The following is a 20,565-nucleotide window of genomic DNA, read 5'->3' on the forward strand; positions in this document are numbered from 1 at the left end:
GATAGCACTCGCAGAGGCCATGTCGTTCCGGACGGACAGGTTTGGTGGCGCAGAGGTGGTAGCCTTCCCACGGAGGGCGCCGAGCGCCGCCGCCTCTGAAACCCGGCTGCCGGTTCTGATCGTCCTGCATCAGGAGTGCTCGACACCGGGCCGCGTCGGCAATGCGCTGCGCGCGCTCGGCCACCGCCTCGACATCCGCCGTCCGCGCTTCGGCGATCCCCTGCCCAAGACGCTCGATCAGCATGCCGGCGCCGTGATCTTCGGCGGCCCGATGAGTGCCAACGATCCCGATGACTACATCCGCCGCGAGATCGACTGGATCGAAATTCCGCTCCGCGAGCAGCGGCCGTTCCTCGGCATCTGCTTGGGTGCGCAGATGCTGGCCATGCAGCTCGGGGCCCGCGTCACACCGCATGCGGAGGCGGTGACCCAGATCGGGTATTACCCGATCAGGCCGACCGCCGCGGGCCATGCGCTCTGCCCGCACTGGCCGGCGCAGGTCTATCACTGGCATCGCGAGGGATTTGAGCTGCCTGAGGGCACCGAGCTGCTCGCCGAGGGCGATGATTTTCCGGTGCAGGCGTTCCGTTCCGGCAATGCTTTCGGCGTGCAGTTTCATCCCGATGTGACCTACGCGATGATGCATCGCTGGACCACGCGCGGCTATGACGGATTGAGCGCGCCCGGTGCGCGGCAGCGGCATCATCACTTCGCGGATCGTGCCGTCTACGACGTCGCCGAACGCGCCTGGCTCGATCACTTCATCAATGGCTGGCTGGCGCGCCGGCCGGTGCTGGCGCAAGCCGCCGAGTGATCGCGCCTTCGCGCAGGCCCTTGGCGCAGGTCCTTGGCGCAAGTCCTTGCCTCTTCCGCGGATATGCTAGGTTCGCTGCCAACGAGCGCGCGAAATTGCGCCCGCAAACCAGGGAGAGCGTCATGGCCTATGAACACATTCTTTATGAGGTGAGCGACAAGATCGCGACCATCACGCTGAACCGCCCCGACCGCATGAATGCGTGGACGCCAATCATGGAACGCGACGTGCGTCACGCGATGGAAGCGTCAGGTGCCGATGACAATGTCCGCGTCATCGTGCTCACCGGCGCCGGCCGCGCCTTCTGCGCCGGAGCCGACATGGATGCGCTGAAGGGGCTCGACCCCGATGACGTCAGGCGTGCCTCGAATCTGCCGCCGTTCGACATGAATCGCCGGCCGGATTGGCAGACGCGCTACGGCTATTACCCTTCGATCAAGAAGCCTGTGATCGCCATGCTCAACGGCGCCACGGCCGGCATCGGGCTCGTGCACGCACTCTATTGCGACCTGCGCTTTGCTGCCGACAATACCGTGTTCACGACCGCCTTCGCGCGGCGCGGTCTGATCGCCGAGCATGGCATCAGCTGGATGCTGCCGCGGATCGTCGGCCACGCCAATGCGCTGGATCTGCTGCTCTCGGCGCGGCGCGTATCGAGCGAGGAAGCGTTGCGGATCGGGCTGGTCAACCGGCTCTGCTCGCCGGAGAAGCTGCGCGAGGAGACGTATGCCTACGCGCGCGACCTCGCCGATTTCGTCTCGCCGAGCGCGATGGCCGTGATCAAGCGTCAGCTCTATGAGGTGCCGTTCCAGACGCTTGCCGAGGCGACGATCGACGCCAACCGGGAGATGATGGTGGCGTTGAACGGGAGTGATTTCAGGGAAGGCGTAGCGAGCTTCATGGAGAAGCGGCCGCCGAGGTTTTCGGGGAGGTAGGGGAGATTCGGAGGAGCCCGCCGTCGTCCTTCGAGCTATGGCGCGGCAGCCTTCGCTACGAAGCGGCTTGCCGAGCCGAAGCAGCGCAGCCTGCGAAGTCTGGTGGAGCCAGGCGGGATCGAACCGCCGACCTCGTCATTGCGAACGACGCGCTCTCCCAGCTGAGCTATGGCCCCTTTGCTGACCGCTCTGGTAAACGCGGCCGACAACCGGGCGCCATTTAAGTCCCCGGCAAGGTCAAGTCAAGGACGGGCGTAACCCGGTTTTAGCCATTCCGGTGCCCGAACTTCACTTGTTTGGGCCGGGGGGAACCGATATCTAGCAAAAGGCGTCAATCCCGACCGCAGCCAGAGTTTTCAAAGCCAGAGTCTTCAAAGCCATGCGTGCCGTTCTCGACATCGTCATCATCGTGCTCGACCTCTACGTCTGGCTGCTGATCGCCTCCGCGATCCTGTCCTGGCTGATCGCCTTCAACGTGGTGAACACCCGCAACCAGTTCGTGTCGGCGGTGGCGGAGTTCCTGTACCGGATCACCGAGCCGGTCCTGGCGCCGATTCGCAATCTCCTGCCCAGTCTCGGCGGCCTCGACATCTCGCCGATCATCCTGATCCTGATCATCATGTTCATCGAGCGGGTGATCCTGTACTACATCTACCCGAACGTAGTCTGAGAGGGCTGGAGCGCCTTTGGTTGCCAAGGAAGCTCGCAAAGAACCCTGGCGTTACTCGGCCACAGGAATCAGCATCGCTCTGAGGGTAACGCCGCGCGGCGGCCGCGACGACATCGACGGGATCGAGCAGCTCTCGGATGGGCGCACGGTGCTCAAGGTGCGGGTGCGCGCCATTGCCGATGGCGGCGAGGCCAACAAGGCCGTCCTGGTGCTCCTGGCGAAATCGCTTGGCATGCCCAAGGCCAGTGTAAAACTGCTGTCCGGCGCCACCTCGCGGCTGAAGCAGATTGCGGTCGACGGCGATCCGGTGCGGCTCGGAGAAGCCCTGCGCCAGCTTGTGTCGGCCAAATCGAAAGACTGAGGGAACTGACATGACGGCCAAGATCATCGATGGAAAAGTCATTGCCGCGGAATTGCGCGCCCGGGTCGCTGAGGAAGTCGCCCGTGTCAGGCGCGAGCACAATCTGATCCCCGGCCTTGCTGTGGTCCTGGTCGGCAACGACCCCGCCAGTGAGGTCTATGTCCGCTCCAAGCATACCCAGACGCAGGCGGCCGGCATGGCCTCGTTCGAGCACAAGCTGCCGGCCGACGTCTCGCAGGGAGATCTGCTGGCGCTCGTCGCAAAGCTCAACCGTGATCCCGCCGTGCACGGCATTCTCGTGCAATTGCCGCTGCCGAAGGGGCTGAACACCGAAGCCGTCATCAACGCCATCGACCCCGCCAAGGACGTCGATGGCCTGCATCCGAACAATGCCGGCCGGCTCGCCGGCGGTTTCGAGGCGCTGTCGCCCTGCACGCCGCTCGGCTGCATCATCCTGACGAAGAGCGTGCACGCTTCGCTCGAGGGCATGAACGCCATCGTCATCGGCCGCTCCAATCTGGTCGGCCGCCCGCTGGTGCAGCTGCTGTTGAACGAGAACGCCACGGTCACGATCGCGCATTCGCGCTCGCGCGATCTGCCGGGTCTCGTAAGGCGCGCCGACCTCGTCTATGCCGCGGTCGGTCGGCCCGAGATGGTGCGCGGCGACTGGCTGAAGCCGGGCGCGACCGTGATCGACGTCGGCATCAACCGCATCCCGAAGGAAGACGGCAAGACCCGTCTCGTCGGCGACGTCGCCTATCAGGAAGCGCTCGCCGTGGCCGGCGCGATCACGCCGGTGCCGGGCGGCGTCGGTCAGATGACGGTGGCGTGCCTGCTGGTGAACACGCTGCGCGCGGCCTGCGCGATCGCAGGCCTGCCGAAGCCGGCGGTGTAGAGCCGATCGTCATTCCGGGGCGATGCGCGGCATCGAACCCGGAATCGCGAGGTTCCGGGTTCGCCTCGCCGAGGCGCCCCGGAACGACGACTACGCCTTCTTCTTTTTCTTCTCGCGGTCGATGCCTTCGAGGATCAGCTTGTGGGCCTCTTCCGGACCGCCCCAGCGCAGGATCTTCACCCATTTGCCCTTCTCAAGATCCTTGTAGTGCTCGAAGAAGTGCTGGATCTGCTGCAGCGTGATGTCCGGCAAGTCGGAATAGCTCTTCACCTTGTCATAGCGCTGCGTCAGCTTGGACGACGGCACCGCCAGGATCTTCTCGTCGCCGCCGGCTTCGTCTTCCATGAACAGCACGCCGACCGGGCGCACGCTCATGACGGCGCCGGGGATGATGGCGCGGGTGTTGATGATCAGCACGTCGCAGGGATCGCCGTCATCCGACAGCGTGTGCGGGATGAAGCCGTAGTTACCGGGGTAACGCATCGGCGTGTAGAGGAAGCGGTCGACCACCAGCGTGCCGGCCTCCTTGTCCATCTCGTACTTGATCGGCTCGCCGCCCACGGGGACCTCGATGATGACATTGACGTCGTGTGGTACGTTTTTCCCGATCGAGACCGCATCGATACGCATTCAAGGCTCCGTTGTTGCCGAGGTGAAATCGCGCCCGGCAGCGATTTTGGCGCTGTCATACGCGGGCTTGGCCCGCTGATCCATCGCGTTTTTGTGAAATAATGAATCCGGCGATCACCGGCTCGAAGGCAACGGTATCGACGGACTGGGAAGCGCTGCCGAATCAGGTTTCAGCAGCTCAATTGGTCCAAGCGAAGGCAACCTTGTCGAGCGACTTCGGCCCGAACCGCTCCGACGAGCGCGCCACCATGCGGCCGCCCAGAGCCCGGTAGAACTCGGTCGCCGGGTCGTTGTCCGAAAGCGCCCACACCACCATGCTCTTCAGCCCGCTCTGCATGAGGTCGCGGCGGGCAGCCGCGAACAGGCGGCGGCCGAAGCCGAGCCCCTGGAACTCCGGACGCAGGTAAAGCTCGTAGATCTCGCCGTCGAAATGCAGGCTGCGGGCACGGTTGCGGCCGTAATTGGCGTAGCCTGCGATCTTGTCACCGAACACGAGCACGCTGACGCGGCTGCCCTTGCGGATCGCGCTGTCCCACCATTGCGGACCGCGACGGTTGATCAACTTTTCCAGCTCGGCGCCGGGAATGATGCCCTGATAGGCCGAGCGCCAGGCTTCGTCATGAGTGGACGCCACCGCAGTTGCATCTGCAGCTTTGGCCGGCCGGACCTCGATCAGGGTTGTGCTCATGGACACGATCAAACCAAGTCGCCGCGCCGGCGGCAAGAGCTATCGTTAATTATCGGTTAACCTGTGGACTTTCTGCATCAGTATTTCGACCATGTTGTACCGAAAGAGGACAAGCCGCCATTTTGAACGGTACCCGCCGGCCATACGTCGGTGCAAAACTAAGCTGCGGGAACGGGAAACGGCAATGGCAACGCGGAAAGTCCGCCGATGATGATTCGTTCCTACTAATCTGCTGTCGCTGTTCGCGTTCGCCCCTCGGCAATTCATGCGGCTCCTCAACACCATCGCGTTCCTGCCTCTCCTGGCCTTGCTGACTGCGCCGCCTCTGTGCGCTCAGGTCGCTTTTGGCCCATCCGGAAAGGAGGACGGACCGCTTCGTCGACAAGCGTGGCGGGTGCCGTCGTCGGATGGCGACCTTGCCGCGCATGCCCTCCTGTTTCGTCCCCCGGGCCCAGGTCCATTCCGGCTCGCGGTAATCGCGCACGCCTCGACGCAGAACGCGTTGCGTCGTGCGCAAATGCCGCAGTCGGAATACCGCCCGCTCGCCGCCTATCTCGTCGCGCGTGGATTTGCCGTGCTGGTGCCGGAACGGCTCGGCCATGGTGCGACCGGCGGCCGTTATGTCGAGGACCAGGGCGGCTGTGACGAGGCCGACTATGCACGCTCGGGCCGCGCAACGGCCGACGCAATTTCGCTCGCGCTGGGCCATTTGCGAAAGCAGGATTTCGTCCGCAAGGATGCCGCGATCGTGATCGGCCATTCCGCCGGCGGATGGGGCGCGCTGGCGCTCGCCAATGCCGATCCGAAGGTGATCTCCGCGATCACAGTGTTTGCGCCGGGGCGCGGCGGCCATGCCAACGATGAGCCGAACCGGATCTGTGCGCCGCATACGCTTCTCGCCGCCGCAGCGGAGTTCGGCAAGGCGGCGCGCATTCCCGTCACATGGCTTGTTGCAAGCAATGACAGCTATTTCGCGCCGGCATTTTCGCAGAAGCTCGCCAATGCGTTTCGCGGCAGTGGCGGCAAGGCCGACTTTCGCTCGCTGCCGGCCGTCGGCAGCGAGGGCCATTGGATGATCGAAAGCGAAGCCGGCGTCAAAGCCGCAGGCAGCGAGCTCGAACGCGCGCTGAACCCGCACAAGCCTGTGGCGACGAAGAAGCCATGACGCTGTATTTCCTGGTCAAGTTTCTCCATGTGCTCGGCGCCATCGTCATCCTCGGCACAGGAACCGGCATCGCCTTCTTCATGCTGATGGCGCATCGCGCGCTGGTGAAGACGGGACCGGCAATCGTGCTTATGCTCGTCGCGATGCTCATGCTGGATAACCGCTGATGAGCAAGTGGCCCGACGATGACGTGATCCTGTTCGACGGCGTCTGCATCTTCTGCTCGCGCTGGGTCCGTTTCGTCGCCAAGCGCGACACGGGGAAGCGATTCCGGTTCACGCCGATCCAGTCGGATTATGGGGCGCGATTGGCGCGCACGTTCGGCATCGATCCCGATGATCCCGACACCAACGCGGTCGTCCACGGCGGCGAGGCGTTCATGGAGTCAGACGCCGCGCTGACCGTGCTGTCGCAGCTGCCGGGATGGAGCTGGGTGCGCATACTATTCGCGGTGCCGAAGGCGTTGCGAGACTCCGTCTACAGCCTCATCGCGCGCAACCGCTATCGCATCTTCGGCAAGTACGATGCCTGCTTCGTGCCTGATGCCGATTTGCGGGCGCGGGTGATCGAGTAGCGCGTCATTGCGACGGCGTGTGCGGTTACGGCTTAACCAGAGCCGCCAGCACTTCCTTCGCCGCCCGCTCTCCGCTGTCCCTTGCGCCATGTGCCGTCGTGAAGAAGGTTGGCGATGTCGCTTCTCCCGCGAAGAACAGCCGACCATCCACCGGGGCGGCCAGCACGGCGCGATCTCCCGCATGCCCCGGCAGTGCGTGCGAGTAAGACCCTCGTGCAAGCGGGTCATGCGCCCAGCGCGACTCGTACAGCGGCTTCAGCTTGCGGCGGATGTCGTTGCCGAGGAAGCCGGTGATCTCGTCGATGCTATGCGCTGCGATGGCGCCGTCGCCGGCATCTTCCAGCTCGCGCGCAAAGCTGCCGCCGAAGAAGCCCTCGATGCAGGGCTGGCCGAACGGGCGGATGTGGTAGGTGCCCATTTCCGTGCGCATGGTGGCGCCGCGCAGATTGCCCTCCTTCGGAAAGGCCTCGGCGTCGTCGAGCGCCAGCGTCACCTTGTCGTTGACGCCGAGCGGCAGGCCGGCTGCGGCATCGACCTTGGCCGGGAGCTGCGGCGAGAAGCGGACCGCTTCCTCAGCGATCAGATTGGTCGGCACGGTGACGATCACCTTGTCCGCGGTCAGCGTGCCCTGCGACGTCTCGATGCGGATACGCTTGCCAGAATGGTCGATCAGCGTCGCGTTGCAGTTCAGCGCCACCGGGCAGGGCGCGCCGTAGGCTGCAACCAGCGCGCCATAGCCACGGCGGACCCGCCAGTTGAGACCAGTGTCCTCATAGGCGTCCCAGTCCAGCGTGGACATGTCCTTGAGTTCGCAGCCGTTGATGTAGGTCGAGATCGCATCGATCATCGGATTCCAGCGATTGCCGGCCTCCAAACTCTTGCTTGCGGGTTCGTCCTTGCCCTTCTGCGCGGCTTCCCACAGGCGCTCGTAGAACGCGTCCATCGCGCGCATGAAATCGTCGCGCTCGCTTTGCGGAAAGGCAGTGCCATAGGCGCGCTCGCGCCAGGGCGGCAGGTCCTTGTTGACATCGAAATCGAGTTGTCGCGCGATCGGCACGAAGGAGTTCTTGTCCGCAGAGTGAAGCCAGCCGCAGCCGACGTCGAACGTCACCTCGGGCGAGGCCTGCACGGTCCAGGCCCGGCCGCCGAGCCGGTCACGCGCCTCCAGCACGACCACGCAGAGGCCGGAGCCCGCCAGCGCATGCGCCGCGCCGAGGCCGGCAGCACCGGCGCCGATGATCGCGACGTCGACGGAGGAGGGGAGGGAGGTCATGGGCGGGCTCTAGCACGTTCGCGAAGAGTGCTGAAGCCAGTCAAGTATGCAGCTGTCCCGGACGCGCTGCAGCGCGCAGCGGTGCGGCGCAGCGCCGGGACCCAGGTGATGCGTGGGTGCTGAGAGTATCTGGGCCCCGGCTCAGCAACGCACCACTATCGTGTTGCGCTGCGTCCGGGGCACGAGAGAACGATGGCCTTACGCCACCGCTTCCTTGGCCTTTTCCGCGCGCTTGCGCTCGTTCGGGTCGAGGTGCTTCTTGCGCAGGCGGATCGACTTCGGGGTGACCTCGACGAGCTCGTCGTCCTCGATATAGGCGAGCGCCTTTTCCAGCGTCATGCGGATCGGCGGGGTCAGGCGCACCGCTTCGTCCTTCGAGGTCGTGCGGATGTTGGTGAGCTGCTTGCCCTTGAGCACGTTGATCTCGAGATCGTTGTCGCGGGTGTGCTCGCCGACGATCATGCCTTTGTAAACCTTCCAGCCCGGCTCGATCATCATCGGGCCGCGGTCTTCCAGCTTGAACATGGCGTAAGCCACCGCCTCGCCCTGGTCGTTCGAGATCAGGACGCCGTTGCGGCGGCCCTGGATCTCGCCCTTGTACGGGGCGTAACCGTGGAACAGGCGGTTCATGATCGCGGTGCCGCGGGTGTCGGTGAGCAGTTCGCCCTGGTAGCCGATCAGGCCGCGGGTCGGCGCGTAGAACACCAGACGCAGGCGGTTGCCGCCGGACGGCTTCATCTCGATCAGCTCGGCCTTGCGCTCGCTCATCTTCTGCACGACGACGCCGGAATGCTCCTCGTCGACGTCGATCACGACCTCCTCGATCGGCTCCATGGTGGCGCCGGTGGCCTCGTCCTTCTGGAACACGACGCGCGGGCGCGACACCGAGAGCTCGAAGCCCTCGCGGCGCATGGTCTCGATCAGGATCGCGAGCTGCAATTCGCCGCGGCCCGAGACTTCCATCGCGTCCTTGTCGGTGGCCTCGACCACACGCAGCGCGACATTGCCCTCGGCTTCGCGCAACAGACGGTCGCGGATCATGCGGCTCGTCACCTTGTCGCCTTCGGTGCCGGCGAGCGGGGAGTTGTTGACGATGAACGACATCGAGACGGTCGGCGGATCGATCGGCTGCGCCGGCAGCGGCACGTCGACGGTCGGATCGCAGAAGGTGTCGGCGACGGTGCCCTTGGTGAGGCCGGCGATGGCGACGATGTCGCCGGCTTCGGCTTCATCGAGCGGCGTGCGCTCGAGGCCGCGGAACGCCAGGATCTTGGTGATGCGTCCGGACTCCACCAGCTTGCCGTCGGCGTTCAGCACCTTGACCTGCTGGTTCGGCTTCAGCGTGCCGGAGGAGATGCGGCCGGTGATGATGCGGCCGAGATAGGGGTTGGCTTCGAGGATGGTGCCGATCATCCGGAACGGACCCTCTTCGACCTTTGGCGGCGCGACGTGGCGCAGGATCAGGTCGAACAGCGGCTCCATGCCCTTGTCCTTCGGACCCTCCGGGCTTTCGGCCATCCAGCCCTGCTTGGCCGACCCGTAGAGGATCGGGAAATCGAGCTGCTCCTCGCTGGCGTCGAGGGCTGCGAACAGGTCGAACACCTCGTTGATGACTTCGGTCGGGCGCGCGTCGGGGCGGTCGACCTTGTTGATGACGACGATCGGCTTCAGGCCGACCTTCAGCGCCTTGGAGACCACGAACTTGGTCTGCGGCAGCGGGCCTTCGGCGGCGTCGACCAGCACCAGGGCGCCGTCCACCATGTTGAGGATGCGCTCGACCTCGCCGCCGAAATCGGCGTGGCCGGGGGTATCGACGATGTTGACCCGGGTGTCCTTCCACTGCACCGAGGCCGCCTTGGCCAGGATGGTGATGCCGCGCTCGCGCTCCAGATCGTTGGAGTCCATGGCGCGGTCGGTCACCTTCTGGTTCTCGCGGAACGTGCCGGACTGCTGGAGGAGACGGTCGACCAGGGTCGTCTTGCCGTGGTCGACGTGGGCGATGATGGCAACGTTACGAAGGTTCATGAGTGAGCTTCTTTGCGGTCGAACAATGGGTTAAGCGCGATCTCGCCGGTCAGACCGGGACCTCTTCTCGAAACAACGCTGGAAGACTGGAAACAGGGCGCTCTGCGCCCAAAAAGGAAGCCCGGCCATATCAGACCGGGCGCCCTGCGCGTTGCGGCGCAATATATGCAAAAACGGCCAAAAAACAATGTGTTCTTTGGCCGTTGGTTGACTGAATTTTGTCCGGGAATCTCCGGGGCTTAAGGCCGATTGGGGGGCTTTCGCCCCTTGATGGCCGCCCAGATCAGGACGCTCCCTCCGATTCCGACGACCAATCCCAGGAAGACCAGCGGTGCGATGTCGGAGTCGATCTTGCCGGCGTCGATCACGGAGGCCCCGCCGAACAGCAGGGCGCAGAGACCCGGCAGCAGCAGGATCACCCCTGCGATCACCATGAGAGCGGTGAGGCAGCCGCCGCGCGCCCGGCCGGGCACTGGTGCGGGCGGCAGAACCGGCGGTGGCGTATCGCTCATTGTGGTGCCTCCTCGCTTTGCCTTGCCTCGCGATACGTCTGCCCTTCGAGCTCGGCGCGGATCCGGCCGATCGCGCCGTTGCGGTAGAACAGATTGTAGGTGTCGAACGGAATGATCGCTCCCTGCTCCGTCACGAAATGGATGCAGCTGCGCTTGACGTTGCCGACGCAGAAATTGAACCGATCGAGGAACTGCACGATGGTGACGCGAAAGACGTTCTCGTAAGTGAGGCCCTGCGGCACCTCGAAGCTCGGCAGGCAGCACAAGAGTTCGCCGACGCGCTCGGAGGTGTTGAGCGGGCCCGACGACAGTGAGAACAGATCGACGAATTTCTCGCGCAGCATCGGATATTTTTCCGGGCTGATGGTGTTGGGCATCACCGCGACGAGCTGCTCATGCTGTAGCAGCGAGGTCAGCGGCAATACCTTCTCGCCGTTGCGCAGGCCGTAGCCGATCGAGATGCTTTCAGGGTTGCAGGGCAGCGGGATCATGTCCTTGTCGCCGAACACGCCGGTCTCGACCACGCGCCTGCGAATCTCCGACAGCATGATGCGGTCGGTCGTCTTGTCGAAATTCTCGTTGCGGCCGGCATCCTGCACCGGCTGCAGCGTGACGCCGCGAACGCACTTCCAGGTCAGCGCGTGGCGCACGATGTCACCGATCTCGGCGTCGTTGATGCCGCGCTTGATGGTCGCGACCAGCGTGGTCGAGATGCCATAATGCTCGAGATTCTCCAGCGCCTGCTGGCGGATCTTTCGCAGGTCCGCGCCGCGCAGATTGACCAGCGCATCGCGCTGGAGCGAATCGAACTGGAGATAGACCTCCAGCCCGCGCTTGTTCTCGGCGAGCCGCGCCACAAAGTCCTTTTCGCGGGCGATGCGCAGGCCGTTGGTGTTGATCATGACGTGGCGGATCGGGCGGGCGCGCACCGCGTCCAGGATCTCGAAGAAATCAGGATGCAACGTCGGCTCGCCGCCGGATATCTGCACGAGATCCGGTTCGCCTTCGCTCGCGACCAGCGCGTCGAGCATCTTCTCCACAGTCGCGAGCGGAGTGAATCTCGTTCGTGCCGGCGAGGATTCGGCGAAGCAGACCGGGCAGGTGAGGTTGCAGTGTTCGGTGATCTCGATCAGCGCCAGGCAGGAATGCTGCTCGTGGTCGGGACAGAGGCCGCAATCATAGGGGCAGCCGAACTCCGTGCGTTGCTGGAATTGCAACGGCCGGTCGCCCGGCTTGATGAAATCCTTGCACAGCCGCCAATAGGCAGCGTCCGTCGACACCAGCGTCGACTGAACGCCGTGCTCCCTGCAGCGCTTTTCGTACCAGACCTCGTTGCCACAAATCTGGATCTTGGTCGGCACCAGCTTCAGGCAGGTCTCGCAAAGGGATTGGGTCTGGCCCCAGAAGATGTAGGGACGCGACTTACGCAACGGCGCGTTCATGCATGGATCTCGCTTTGGCCGCCGTCGCCAGCATGAATGCGGCGTAGAGCAGGATGGACAGCGACAGCAGGTGAAACAGCGTGAAAGGACCGACCAGCGTGCCGTAGGGCTTGAGGAATTCCCATAGGAAGCGCTGCGCTCCATAATAGGCGAGAACCAGGTAGAAACCATTGGTGATCGCAAAGGCGTTTCGGTTCAAGACCGCCAGCACATAGACAAGCGCGAATACGGCCATGGCCGCGCTCTCGTAGAGCTGGACGGGATGGCGAAGTACACCGTCGCCGAAATCATGGCCCCAAGGCAGCATTGTGGGCGTGCCATAGGTGAAATCGTCGAGGCCCGCGAAATAGCAGCCGAGCCGGCCGATCGCGATGCCGAGCGCCAGCGGCAGCGCAAACCGCGCTCCGGTTCGTACCGTGATCCCTGCGGACCATTTGTAGAGCTCGATCGCCACGATACCGCCGGCCAGCGCGCCCTCGACCGAACGCGCAATGCCGCTCTGGTCAGACAGCCATAGATTGGCAGAGCCGAACAGATAGGCGCCAAGGCCGGCGCCGAACACCAGCGCCGCGATGTAGGGCAGCTCGAAGGATTGCGCCGGAAACTGCAGGCCTTGTCGCGCTAGCCAGTAGACGGCCGCTGCGGCCGCCAGCCACGCCGCGATGTCGAAGAGAGTGTGAAGGAAAGCCCCGCTCATGCGGGGAAGAGTATAGCACGATCACGCTCCAAACAGCGCGCCGCGCATTTTCGTGCTCTCTCCTTTGCGGGGGGAGAAGGAAAGAGACCCGGTCGCTATCCGGTTTCCCGCTCCTCGGTTGGATAGACGCCGCGCAGCACCTCCTCGAAATGCATTTTCACGGCATCGTTGCACAGGCAGGCGCGCAGCTTCAGGCCATCGCGGCTGAGAACCAGGATCGAACCACGCCTTGTGTCGAGAATCCGCTCCGCCTTGAACGACTGAAGCACGCGGCTGGCATAGCTGCGCCCGACCCCGAGCAGCGTCGCGAGCTGTTCGTGGGTCAGCGGTACGCTGGTCTCGTCGCCGGTCCGCTCCATCGCCGCCAAAATCCATTTGGCGGTACGCTGTTCGATCGAATGGATCGCGTTGCAGGCCGTCGACTGGAAGATCTGGGCCAGCATGCAATCGGCATAGCGGGCAAAGATGTTGCGCAGTGACGCCGAGCGCAGTTTGGCCGCTTCCAGCTTGGCAACGTGAATGCGCGCAAACGGTCCGCCGAATTTCACGCAGATCCGGGTATAGGCCGGCAGGAATCCCTCGCTGACGATGCCGCCCACCGCGCCTTCGCGGCCGACCAGAATGGTTTCGACGTCGCGGCCGTCCTCGTTGGGGACGAGGAAGGTCGCGAGCGACGGCCCGCAGGGGAAGTGGACGACCTGCACGTCATCGCCGGGATTGTAGAGCAATTGGCCCGCTGCGGAGTCTTCGACAGTCACGTGCGGTGCAAGGAGGACGTAGTCGGCCTGGCTCAAACGCCGCAGCAGATTGTTGGCCGGCCGGCTCTCGACCTCGGTGACCTTGCCGATACGCGCATCCATCGTGAAACTCCCGTCCTTCCTCCCACCTTAGCGAGTTCCGTGCATCGCCTGTGTGCACAAGTGGACAGACTGAACAACGATGATGTGGTGAGTTTCGTTCCGGGAACCCTCCGATGCGCTACGCGCCAGGCATCGTGTCGCAGCAGTCCTGATCCTAAAACCCCCAACGCAAGACGCGATCATGTTACCCGCACTTTCCAATGGCTCAGGCTGGCCGGCCGATGTTCTGATCGTCGAGGACGATCCGATCATCGCGATTGATTTCGAGGACCGTCTGCTCGGATTTGGAGTGACCGGCGTTCGGACGGTCGGTTCGGTGACCAAGGCGCTGGACGCCATTGCGAAGCGTAGGCCCGACTTCGCGCTGCTCGATGTCGAACTGATCCGCGAGACCAGCTTTGCGATCGCCGAGCGGCTGATCGCGCTGGAGGTTCCGTTCGTTTTCGTCACCGGCTACGGCGCCGAGGCGCGCATTCCGCCCGAATTGGCGGGCCGACCGCGGTTGCAGAAGCCGTGTTCGACCGACGCGCTGGAAGCGGCGCTCAAGCTACGCGTCGCTAATTAGCCCATCAGCTTTGCTTCGGATCGAGCGTGGTCGACCACAGCGCCACGTCGGCGCGGTCGCGCAGGGTCACTGTCATTTGGCCCGAGGCGCCGTCGATCTTGACGTGACCGAAGAACTGCATGCCCGCGGACGGCGGCAGGTTCTGGCTGTCCTTGCCCGGCGCCTTGACGAAGCGGACCTCGGGGCCAAAGGTGTTGTCGAGCGCGTTCGGTCCGAACGTGCCGGCATGCAGCGGACCCGACACGAATTCCCAGAACGGCTCGAATTCCTGGAATTGCGCCTTGTTCGGATCGTAATAATGCGCGGCGGCGTAATGCACGTCCGCGGTCAGCCACACCGTGTTGGTGATCGGCGCCATCTTGATGAAGCGGAGGATGTCGGCGATCTCGAACTCGCGGCCACGCACCGGACCGTCACCCTGCGCAACGGCTTCCGATCCGCCCTTCGGCGTATCCGAGACAATCAGGCTGATCGGCATGTCTGACGCGATCACCTTCCATGTCGCGCGCGAATTCAAGAGACCGCGCTTGAGCCAGGCGATCTGGTCCGGGCCGAGGAAGTAGCTGGCGGGGCCGTAAGCGGTCTCGAGATTGGCGCCGTTCGGGCTGCGATAGCTGCGCTCGTCGAGCACGAACACGTCGAGATGCGGGCCGTAGGCGATCTGGCGATAGACGCGGCCGGGCTCGATGATGCTCTCGCGCATCGGGTACATCTCGTGGAAGGCGCGCCCCGCGCGGGCCGCGAGCAGCGAGATGTCCCGCACCCTGTAGGCGGCCGGCAGCTCTTTCGACAGCGACCAGTTGTTGGTCACCTCGTGGTCGTCCCACTGCACGAAGATCGGCACCTCGGCATTAAAGGCTCGGAGGTTGTCGTCGGTGAGATTGTATTTGTGCGCGGCGCGGTACTCGTCCAGCGTCTCCGCGACCTTGGCCTTCTCCGGGATGGTCAGATTCTTCCAGATCTTGCCATCGGCAAGCTTCACCTCGGACTGGATGGGACCGTCGGCATAGATCGTGTCGCCGGAATGCAGGAAGAAATCCGGCCGGTGCTTGCGCATCGCCGAAAAGGTGAACATGCCGCCGTCATCGGGATTGATGCCCCAGCCCTGGCCGGCGACATCGCCGCCCCAGACGAAGCTGACGTCGCGGCGGTCGGCCGGCGCCGTGCGGAAGCGGCCGACCACCGGCTCGCCCTCGACCGCGCTGTGCGAGAGATCGCGGAAGCGGACGCGGTAAAAGATGTCCTGGCCGCCCGGCAGGTTCTCCAGCAGGATTTTTGCCGTGAAGTCGCTCTCGGGGAGCGCTGCGATCGGCGGCAGCGCACGGGCATCCCTGAACGTATCAGTCGTCGCCACCTCGACCAGCATCTGCGCCGGCCGGTCGGTGCGCGCCCACACCACGCCGCCGTCGACCGTGACGTCGCCAGACTGGACGCCATGAGTGACCGCCGGCCGATCGGCCGCGCGCGACAGATAGGGCATCGCGAGGGTGCCGAGCGCGCCGGCGCCGGTCGCGAGGAAGCGGCGGCGGGAGAATTTGATGTTCATGGCTGGCTCGCTGGCTGGCACAACTTTCACGGTCATTCCGGAGCGCGCGAAGCGCGAATCCGGAATCTCGAGATTCCCCGGTGCGCAATTGCGCACCTGTGGTCTGGTCTTTCGGACCATCCCGCAATGGCGGCGGAAGCTATATTGAGACAATGTGACGCAGCAATTACGCGGGCAAGCGCCTACGCGTTGCCGGCAGCCCTGAATTGCGCGCCGGCGCGCTGCAGGTTCTGCGGCAGGCTCATCAGCAAGGCCTTGCGGTCGGCGACCGCGGTGTGGAACTGGTCAAGTGCGATGTTGAAGGCGGTGAGCGCGCCTTCCTCGATCGCGCCGTGATCGTAGCAGCGCAGCGTATCGCGCAGGATGCCGTCAGCCTCTCTCTGCATCTGGTCGAGCTCTTCGGCCGTCTCGCACGTGCGCGCCGCCGAGATCATGTCGAGCAGACGTTCGCGCAGATGGCTGTTGCTGTCGCGCTCGTCCTTCTTCAGATAGCCGGCGAACCAGGCGCCGATCGAGCCCATGGCGGAAAGCGCCATCAGGCTCCACCAGATGTAATCGCTGTATTTGTCGAGGAAGGTCTTTTCCTCGCCGTCGACGAAGGCGGCCGCACCTGGATGTACTGGGATGACCGCATCCTTGTCGGTATCAGGCGTTTCGATCTTCGCCGCGAGCGGGAATTCGGTCACCAGTTGCTGGCGCACGGCGAAGAGCTGGCGCGTGAACGCCGCAATGGTGGTTTCGGACACGCCTTTGCGCGCCACGATGTGGTGCGAAAAGCTGATGGTCTTGACCTCGTCCTCCGGGCGAGCAGGCGAGCCGCCATAGGTGCCGGCGGGAATCTCGGACGCTTCGTAGACCGGATGGTTTTGCGCGATCGCATCCGCAGAATCGATCGCGAGGAAGGTGGGTGCGCCGAAATCCTTGGTGGAGGCGGCGATCGCATCCGACGTGATCTTGCTGTTGACGGGGCCGGCCGCGAGATAGACATCGGCCCTCTGCGCCTTGATCGCCTCGGCGGCTTCGTTCGCCGGGAATTGCACGATCTCGACCTTGGCGGGATCGATGCCGTACTGCTGGAGGATCACCTTGAGCAGATTGACGTTGGCCTGGGTGCGGCCGACCACGCCGACGCGATGGCCGGCGAGCTGCGCGATCTTGGTGATCTTCGGACCCCGCTTCTTGCCTTTGGCCGGCACGGACCACAGCACCACGACGTTCTTGCGCAGGGTCGCGACCGCTTGCGCGTTCTTGGGCACGTCGACGTCGCCGCGCACGATGGCGAGATCGACCTTGCCTTCCGCGAGCGCATCAGCACTGGCCGTGGCGCCGTCGGTCTGGAACGGCCGCAGCCGTACCTGCCCCTTGGTCTGGGTGAAGGCCTGCGTCAGCGCCTGCACGACCTTGATGTCATCGCTGTTGGCAGGGCCGACCGCGATCTTGAGCGTCACCGGACGCATCGCGAAGTAATAGCCGCCGGCGAGCGCGCCGACGATCGCAAGCACAAGTGCCAGAGACACGAGCGCCGTCTTCCGCGCCGCGGATCGCGGCGAAGGCGGAGGGGGCGCTTCGGCCAGGTCCAATCCCCCGGTCATCGATCTCCCAAACAGGCGCTTCAGGCTCAGTTTCATCTTGGCCGGCGATTTACCGCCGGTATTGTAGCAAATTTCTTGTCCGGCGGGGTTACATCTCCGTCATGGTTAGCGGATGCAGGAAATCCCGTATGAACCCGGGGCGCCGGCGCGGTGTTAGAGTAAAGTTCCCCCAAAAGGACGGAGACGACCATGGCAGAACGACTCTCGGCGGAGGCGCGCAGGCAGGCGCTCGGCGGACTACCGGGCTGGACCGAGGTCCAGGGCCGCGACGCCATCGGGAAAACTTTCGTCTTCAGGGATTTCAACGAGGCGTTCGGCTTCATGACCCGCGCCGCGTTGGTCGCCGAGAAGATGGATCATCACCCCGAATGGCGCAACGTCTACAAGACGGTGGAGGTGGTGCTGTCGACTCACGACGCCGGCGGCGTCACCGCGCGCGACATCGCGCTGGCCAAGGCGATGAACGCCATTGCAGGCTGATACTAGGCCGGCGTCTTGCAGGGATGTGCTGCATCCCCATCTTGTGATCAGCCGGGACGGGACGACCCGCCGCCTCCGGCAGAACGGGGAGTTTTTGAGCATGACTGCCGAGCATAGTGTCGGCTTCGAGCCGGCCGACCGGCTCGCGGAAGATCGCGAGAGCGTGCGCCGCCGCTTCTGGCGCAAGCTGAAGCGTGTTGCCGCACACCTGCCGTTCGCGGAAGACCTGCTTGCCGCCTATTACTGCGCGTTCGACCGGCAGACGCCGCGCCACGTCCAGGCCTCGCTGCTCGGGGCGATCGCCTACTTTGTCCTGCCGCTCGACTTCGTCGCGGACGTGATGCCGATCCTCGGCTTCGCCGATGACGCCGCCGTGCTCGCCACCGCCATCCGCATGGTCGCCAGCCACATCACGAACGAACATCGCGAGGCCGCCCGTGCCGCGCTCAAGCGTGGGCTAGGTGAGGCGGAAGAAGAAGCGGAAGCTTAGGAGCGTCTACCACGAGCGCGCTGTCGTTCCCCGCGACCCGGCTACGCCAAGGCTTCGCCGGGGTTGAGGTTCAGGGGCGCCGAAGCTTTGGCGTAGGCGGCAAGCGGGAATCCAGTACGCCGCGGCCTCTCGGTTCAATCGCGACCGTCTCGGCGTGCTGGATCGCCCGCCTGCGCGCGCGATGACAGTTGGGTATGTGGCGATGGCGTCGCGACACCATTCGCCACAACACCCTCATGGATGCAGGATCACCTTGCCCATGGCCTGACGTCCCGCCAGCACCTTCAGCGCATCCGCCGTCTGCGCCAGCGGGAAGATGCGGTCGACATGCGATGAGATCTTGCCTTCCGCCGTCCACTTCACGAGCTTTTCGAGATTGGCGCGGTTCTTGGCCGGGTTGAGCCGGGTCCAGGCGCCCCAGAACACGCCGCGGATGTCGCAGCCCTTCAGCAGCGCGAGGTTCAGCGGCATCTTCGGAATGTCGCCGGCGGCAAAGCCGATGACGAGGAAGCGGCCCTCCCAGGCGATCGAGCGCAGCGCCTGCTCCGCATAGGCACCGCCCACGGGATCGAAGATGATGTCGACGCCCTTGCCGCCGGTGAGCTTGCGCAGGCCTTCCTTCAGGTCTTCCTTGGCGTAGTTCAGCGTCAGCTCGGCGCCATGCGCTTTCGCGAATTCGAGCTTCTCGTCCGACGATGCGCAGGCGATCACCTTCAGGCCCATCAGCTTGCCGAGTTCGCAGGCGGCGAGGCCGGTGCCGCCGGCCGCGCCGAGCACCGCGAGCGTCTCGCCGGGCTTCGGGCTGGCGCGATCTTCCAGCGCATGCAACGCGGTGCCGTAGATGATGATGATGCCGGCCGCGCGGTCGTAGTCGAGATTGTCAGGGATTTTCACGATCGCCGCCGCCGGCAGCGCGATCTTCTCGCGCGCGCCGTTGTGGCCGCAGGAGGCGACAACGCGATCGCCGACCTTCAGGTCGGTGACACCAGGGCCGATGCTCTCGATCACGCCCGCGACTTCCGCCGCCGGCGAGAACGGGAACGGCGGCTTGATCTGGTACTTGCCCTGGATCATCAGGATGTCGAAGAAGTTCAGCGCCGCCGCCTTGATCGCGATTACGGCCTCGCCGGGGCCTGCCACCGGATCAGGTATATCGGCGAGCACGAGATCGTCGGGCTGGCAATATTGCGAGCAGAGGATGGCTTTCATGGCAGCACCTGAGGCGTTTCGAGTGGAATTATAGTTGGCCCGTTTCTGCCGGATTTAGTGCGGCCCGACAATCCGGATTCTTTGCTGGACGCGATGTTCGGCCTATCCTCGTCATCGCGAGCGCAGCGAAGCAAATCCGGGCTATTTCCGCGGTGCGGATTCTGGATTGCTTCGCTGCGCTTGCAATGACTGAGTGTGTGGAAACAGCGAGGATTCAAACGATGTTTGAAACGGGCCTGCTCAAGAACAAGCGCATCCTCGTCACCGGCGGCGGCTCGGGCCTTGGCGCCGCGATGGGCCGTCGCTTCCTCGCGCTCGGCGCCGAGCTCGTGATCTGCGGCCGCAATCTCGACCGGCTGGAAGCAGCGGCGCGCGAAATGCGCGAGCAGACGGGTGGCAAGGTCACGACGATCAGCTGCGATATTCGCGACGGCGTGGCCGTCGACAGCATGATGGATCAGATCTGGCGCGAGGCGCCGCTCGACATCCTCGTCAACAATGCCGCCGCGACGTTCATCGCTCAGAGCGAGCATCTCTCCTTCCGCGCCGCGGACGCGATCCTGGCGCCGACGCTGCATGGCGCGATGTATTGCACGCTCGCCGCCGGCAGGCGCTGGATCGAGGGCAAGCATGGCGGCGTCGTGCTGTCGATTCTCTCGACCTCCACCATCACCGGCCGCGCCTTCACGGTTCCGTCTGCGATGGCGAAGTCCGCCCTGCTGGCGATGACCAGGAGTCTTGCGGTGGAGTGGGGCCCGAAGGGCATCCGCACCGTCGCGATCGCGCCGGGTCCGTTTCCGACCGCGGGGGCCACCGGGCAGCTCCGTCCCGAAGGCCGTGACGCAGGCTGGACGTCGCTCAACCCGCTTGGACGCACCGGCGAGCATAGCGAGCTTGCCGACCTCGCCAGCTTCCTGGTCTCCGACCGTGCCGGCTACATCAATGGCGAGATGGTGGTGATCGACGGTGGCGCGCATTTGCGCAGTTCCGGCGCCGAGGATCTGTTGCGCTGGACCGAGGCCCAATGGGCTGAGCAACGCGCCGCGCGATCCAGGGCCTGACCGCAGCCGATACCGCTAACTGCCTTCCCAAATTGGACTTTCCCGGCTATCCCTGCCCGGGGACAAAGCGCGGTCGGGCCA

22 protein-coding genes, 1 tRNA gene and 1 pseudogene are annotated in these 20,565 nt (G+C 64.5%); 12 read left to right on the forward strand and 12 right to left on the reverse strand.

The window, feature by feature from the left end:
- Window positions 1-19 precede the first annotated feature (19 nt).
- Together ACSHT2_RS21165 and ACSHT2_RS21170 are read left to right on the forward strand one after the other, a co-directional pair.
- Window positions 20-814, forward strand: a complete 795-nt coding sequence (locus ACSHT2_RS21165; protein WP_440636293.1) for a glutamine amidotransferase — start codon at window positions 20-22, stop codon at window positions 812-814.
- A 122-nt stretch (window positions 815-936) separates the two neighbouring features.
- On the forward strand, window positions 937-1,749 hold the full coding sequence (locus ACSHT2_RS21170; protein ID WP_440636295.1) for an enoyl-CoA hydratase: 813 nt from the start codon (window positions 937-939) through the stop codon (window positions 1,747-1,749).
- 100 nt (window positions 1,750-1,849) lie between these two features.
- Here the strand turns inward: ACSHT2_RS21170 and ACSHT2_RS21175 are convergent.
- Window positions 1,850-1,925, reverse strand: a tRNA-Ala gene (locus ACSHT2_RS21175).
- Between the two features lie 203 nt (window positions 1,926-2,128).
- Between ACSHT2_RS21175 and ACSHT2_RS21180 the strand changes: the two genes are divergently transcribed.
- Genes ACSHT2_RS21180 through folD form a run of 3 tightly spaced genes read left to right on the forward strand, consistent with a single transcriptional unit; the run spans window position 2,129 to window position 3,675 of the window.
- Entirely contained in the window at window positions 2,129-2,419 is a 291-nt protein-coding gene (locus ACSHT2_RS21180; RefSeq protein WP_319339602.1) for a YggT family protein, read from the forward strand.
- 16 nt (window positions 2,420-2,435) lie between these two features.
- Complete coding sequence (locus ACSHT2_RS21185; protein WP_440636297.1) at window positions 2,436-2,780, forward strand: DUF167 domain-containing protein; 345 nt, start codon at window positions 2,436-2,438, stop codon at window positions 2,778-2,780.
- A 10-nt stretch (window positions 2,781-2,790) separates the two neighbouring features.
- A complete protein-coding gene (gene folD, locus ACSHT2_RS21190) occupies window positions 2,791-3,675 on the forward strand; it encodes a bifunctional methylenetetrahydrofolate dehydrogenase/methenyltetrahydrofolate cyclohydrolase FolD (protein WP_440636299.1) in 885 nt (294 codons plus the stop codon).
- 90 nt (window positions 3,676-3,765) lie between these two features.
- On the opposite strand, the gene ppa is transcribed toward folD, so the two are convergent.
- Both ppa and ACSHT2_RS21200 read right to left on the reverse strand, forming a co-directional pair.
- Window positions 3,766-4,305 carry an inorganic diphosphatase gene (gene ppa, locus ACSHT2_RS21195; protein WP_319339595.1) on the reverse strand — a complete coding sequence of 180 codons (540 nt, stop codon included), beginning with the start codon at window positions 4,303-4,305 and terminating at the stop codon, window positions 3,766-3,768.
- 178 nt (window positions 4,306-4,483) lie between these two features.
- Entirely contained in the window at window positions 4,484-4,993 is a 510-nt protein-coding gene (locus ACSHT2_RS21200) for a GNAT family N-acetyltransferase (RefSeq protein WP_008136728.1), read from the reverse strand.
- 265 nt (window positions 4,994-5,258) lie between these two features.
- Between ACSHT2_RS21200 and ACSHT2_RS21205 the strand changes: the two genes are divergently transcribed.
- The 3 genes and pseudogenes from ACSHT2_RS21205 to ACSHT2_RS21215 all read left to right on the forward strand — a co-directional run bounded on the left by ACSHT2_RS21205 (window position 5,259) and on the right by ACSHT2_RS21215 (window position 6,732).
- Window positions 5,259-6,158: an alpha/beta hydrolase family protein gene (locus ACSHT2_RS21205; protein ID WP_440636302.1), complete on the forward strand. Its 900-nt coding sequence runs from the start codon at window positions 5,259-5,261 to the stop codon at window positions 6,156-6,158.
- Window positions 6,155-6,253, forward strand: a pseudogene (locus ACSHT2_RS21210) (DUF2269 family protein); the annotation flags it as partial. The gene ACSHT2_RS21205 and the pseudogene ACSHT2_RS21210, both read left to right, overlap by 4 nt.
- 71 nt (window positions 6,254-6,324) lie before the next feature.
- Window positions 6,325-6,732 carry a thiol-disulfide oxidoreductase DCC family protein gene (locus tag ACSHT2_RS21215; RefSeq protein WP_440636304.1) on the forward strand — a complete coding sequence of 136 codons (408 nt, stop codon included), beginning with the start codon at window positions 6,325-6,327 and terminating at the stop codon, window positions 6,730-6,732.
- A 25-nt stretch (window positions 6,733-6,757) separates the two neighbouring features.
- Here ACSHT2_RS21215 and ACSHT2_RS21220 read toward each other — a convergent pair whose 3' ends face one another.
- The 6 genes from ACSHT2_RS21220 to ACSHT2_RS21245 all read right to left on the reverse strand — a co-directional run bounded on the left by ACSHT2_RS21220 (window position 6,758) and on the right by ACSHT2_RS21245 (window position 13,541).
- A complete protein-coding gene (locus tag ACSHT2_RS21220) occupies window positions 6,758-8,005 on the reverse strand; it encodes a flavin monoamine oxidase family protein (RefSeq protein WP_440636306.1) in 1,248 nt (415 codons plus the stop codon).
- 198 nt (window positions 8,006-8,203) lie between these two features.
- Complete coding sequence (gene typA, locus ACSHT2_RS21225) at window positions 8,204-10,030, reverse strand: translational GTPase TypA (protein WP_440636308.1); 1,827 nt, start codon at window positions 10,028-10,030, stop codon at window positions 8,204-8,206.
- Window positions 10,031-10,269: 239 nt separating this feature from the next.
- Window positions 10,270-10,542: a hypothetical protein gene (locus tag ACSHT2_RS21230; protein WP_440636310.1), complete on the reverse strand. Its 273-nt coding sequence runs from the start codon at window positions 10,540-10,542 to the stop codon at window positions 10,270-10,272.
- Window positions 10,539-11,984, reverse strand: coding sequence for a radical SAM protein (locus ACSHT2_RS21235; RefSeq protein ID WP_440636312.1), 1,446 nt, complete (start codon window positions 11,982-11,984; stop codon window positions 10,539-10,541). The genes ACSHT2_RS21230 and ACSHT2_RS21235 overlap by 4 nt, the downstream gene beginning before the upstream one ends.
- Window positions 11,965-12,681: a prolipoprotein diacylglyceryl transferase gene (locus ACSHT2_RS21240; protein WP_440636314.1), complete on the reverse strand. Its 717-nt coding sequence runs from the start codon at window positions 12,679-12,681 to the stop codon at window positions 11,965-11,967. Before ACSHT2_RS21240 ends, ACSHT2_RS21235 begins: the two co-directional genes overlap by 20 nt.
- A 95-nt stretch (window positions 12,682-12,776) precedes the next feature.
- Complete coding sequence (locus ACSHT2_RS21245) at window positions 12,777-13,541, reverse strand: Crp/Fnr family transcriptional regulator (RefSeq protein ID WP_440636316.1); 765 nt, start codon at window positions 13,539-13,541, stop codon at window positions 12,777-12,779.
- A 181-nt stretch (window positions 13,542-13,722) separates the two neighbouring features.
- On the opposite strand from ACSHT2_RS21245, the gene ACSHT2_RS21250 reads away from it, so the two are divergent.
- Window positions 13,723-14,106: a response regulator gene (locus tag ACSHT2_RS21250; protein ID WP_440636318.1), complete on the forward strand. Its 384-nt coding sequence runs from the start codon at window positions 13,723-13,725 to the stop codon at window positions 14,104-14,106.
- A gap of 4 nt (window positions 14,107-14,110) precedes the next feature.
- On the opposite strand, the gene ACSHT2_RS21255 is transcribed toward ACSHT2_RS21250, so the two are convergent.
- Together ACSHT2_RS21255 and ACSHT2_RS21260 are read right to left on the reverse strand one after the other, a co-directional pair.
- Window positions 14,111-15,652, reverse strand: coding sequence for an alkaline phosphatase D family protein (locus ACSHT2_RS21255; RefSeq protein ID WP_440636320.1), 1,542 nt, complete (start codon window positions 15,650-15,652; stop codon window positions 14,111-14,113).
- Between the two features lie 182 nt (window positions 15,653-15,834).
- Window positions 15,835-17,280, reverse strand: coding sequence for a TAXI family TRAP transporter solute-binding subunit (locus tag ACSHT2_RS21260; RefSeq protein WP_440636322.1), 1,446 nt, complete (start codon window positions 17,278-17,280; stop codon window positions 15,835-15,837).
- A 153-nt stretch (window positions 17,281-17,433) separates the two neighbouring features.
- On the opposite strand from ACSHT2_RS21260, the gene ACSHT2_RS21265 reads away from it, so the two are divergent.
- Together ACSHT2_RS21265 and ACSHT2_RS21270 are read left to right on the forward strand one after the other, a co-directional pair.
- On the forward strand, window positions 17,434-17,724 hold the full coding sequence (locus ACSHT2_RS21265) for a 4a-hydroxytetrahydrobiopterin dehydratase (protein WP_319339561.1): 291 nt from the start codon (window positions 17,434-17,436) through the stop codon (window positions 17,722-17,724).
- 100 nt (window positions 17,725-17,824) lie between these two features.
- On the forward strand, window positions 17,825-18,214 hold the full coding sequence (locus ACSHT2_RS21270; protein ID WP_319339559.1) for a YkvA family protein: 390 nt from the start codon (window positions 17,825-17,827) through the stop codon (window positions 18,212-18,214).
- A 234-nt stretch (window positions 18,215-18,448) separates the two neighbouring features.
- Here ACSHT2_RS21270 and ACSHT2_RS21275 read toward each other — a convergent pair whose 3' ends face one another.
- On the reverse strand, window positions 18,449-19,423 hold the full coding sequence (locus ACSHT2_RS21275) for an NADPH:quinone oxidoreductase family protein (RefSeq protein WP_440636325.1): 975 nt from the start codon (window positions 19,421-19,423) through the stop codon (window positions 18,449-18,451).
- A 221-nt stretch (window positions 19,424-19,644) separates the two neighbouring features.
- Here ACSHT2_RS21275 and ACSHT2_RS21280 point away from each other — a divergent pair, with 221 nt between their 5' ends.
- Window positions 19,645-20,484 (forward strand): SDR family oxidoreductase, encoded by an 840-nt coding sequence (locus ACSHT2_RS21280; protein ID WP_440636327.1) that lies wholly within the window; start codon window positions 19,645-19,647, stop codon window positions 20,482-20,484.
- Window positions 20,485-20,565: the final 81 nt, after the last annotated feature.

The organism is Bradyrhizobium sp. PUT101, assembly GCF_052043945.1.
Lineage (GTDB): Bacteria > Pseudomonadota > Alphaproteobacteria > Rhizobiales > Xanthobacteraceae > Bradyrhizobium.

Coding starts and splice junctions, on each gene's coding strand:
- ACSHT2_RS21165 (WP_440636293.1), top strand. CDS start 20: ATGTCGTTCCGGACGGACAGGTTTGGTGGCGCAGAGGTGGTAGCCTTC.
- ACSHT2_RS21170 (WP_440636295.1), top strand. CDS start 937: ATGGCCTATGAACACATTCTTTATGAGGTGAGCGACAAGATCGCGACC.
- ACSHT2_RS21180 (WP_319339602.1), top strand. CDS start 2,129: ATGCGTGCCGTTCTCGACATCGTCATCATCGTGCTCGACCTCTACGTC.
- folD (WP_440636299.1), top strand. CDS start 2,791: ATGACGGCCAAGATCATCGATGGAAAAGTCATTGCCGCGGAATTGCGC.
- ppa (WP_319339595.1), bottom strand. CDS start 4,305: ATGCGTATCGATGCGGTCTCGATCGGGAAAAACGTACCACACGACGTC.
- ACSHT2_RS21200 (WP_008136728.1), bottom strand. CDS start 4,993: ATGAGCACAACCCTGATCGAGGTCCGGCCGGCCAAAGCTGCAGATGCA.
- ACSHT2_RS21205 (WP_440636302.1), top strand. CDS start 5,259: ATGCGGCTCCTCAACACCATCGCGTTCCTGCCTCTCCTGGCCTTGCTG.
- ACSHT2_RS21215 (WP_440636304.1), top strand. CDS start 6,325: ATGAGCAAGTGGCCCGACGATGACGTGATCCTGTTCGACGGCGTCTGC.
- ACSHT2_RS21220 (WP_440636306.1), bottom strand. CDS start 8,005: ATGACCTCCCTCCCCTCCTCCGTCGACGTCGCGATCATCGGCGCCGGT.
- typA (WP_440636308.1), bottom strand. CDS start 10,030: ATGAACCTTCGTAACGTTGCCATCATCGCCCACGTCGACCACGGCAAG.
- ACSHT2_RS21230 (WP_440636310.1), bottom strand. CDS start 10,542: ATGAGCGATACGCCACCGCCGGTTCTGCCGCCCGCACCAGTGCCCGGC.
- ACSHT2_RS21235 (WP_440636312.1), bottom strand. CDS start 11,984: ATGAACGCGCCGTTGCGTAAGTCGCGTCCCTACATCTTCTGGGGCCAG.
- ACSHT2_RS21240 (WP_440636314.1), bottom strand. CDS start 12,681: ATGAGCGGGGCTTTCCTTCACACTCTCTTCGACATCGCGGCGTGGCTG.
- ACSHT2_RS21245 (WP_440636316.1), bottom strand. CDS start 13,541: ATGGATGCGCGTATCGGCAAGGTCACCGAGGTCGAGAGCCGGCCGGCC.
- ACSHT2_RS21250 (WP_440636318.1), top strand. CDS start 13,723: ATGTTACCCGCACTTTCCAATGGCTCAGGCTGGCCGGCCGATGTTCTG.
- ACSHT2_RS21255 (WP_440636320.1), bottom strand. CDS start 15,652: ATGAACATCAAATTCTCCCGCCGCCGCTTCCTCGCGACCGGCGCCGGC.
- ACSHT2_RS21260 (WP_440636322.1), bottom strand. CDS start 17,280: ATGAAACTGAGCCTGAAGCGCCTGTTTGGGAGATCGATGACCGGGGGA.
- ACSHT2_RS21265 (WP_319339561.1), top strand. CDS start 17,434: ATGGCAGAACGACTCTCGGCGGAGGCGCGCAGGCAGGCGCTCGGCGGA.
- ACSHT2_RS21270 (WP_319339559.1), top strand. CDS start 17,825: ATGACTGCCGAGCATAGTGTCGGCTTCGAGCCGGCCGACCGGCTCGCG.
- ACSHT2_RS21275 (WP_440636325.1), bottom strand. CDS start 19,423: ATGAAAGCCATCCTCTGCTCGCAATATTGCCAGCCCGACGATCTCGTG.
- ACSHT2_RS21280 (WP_440636327.1), top strand. CDS start 19,645: ATGTTTGAAACGGGCCTGCTCAAGAACAAGCGCATCCTCGTCACCGGC.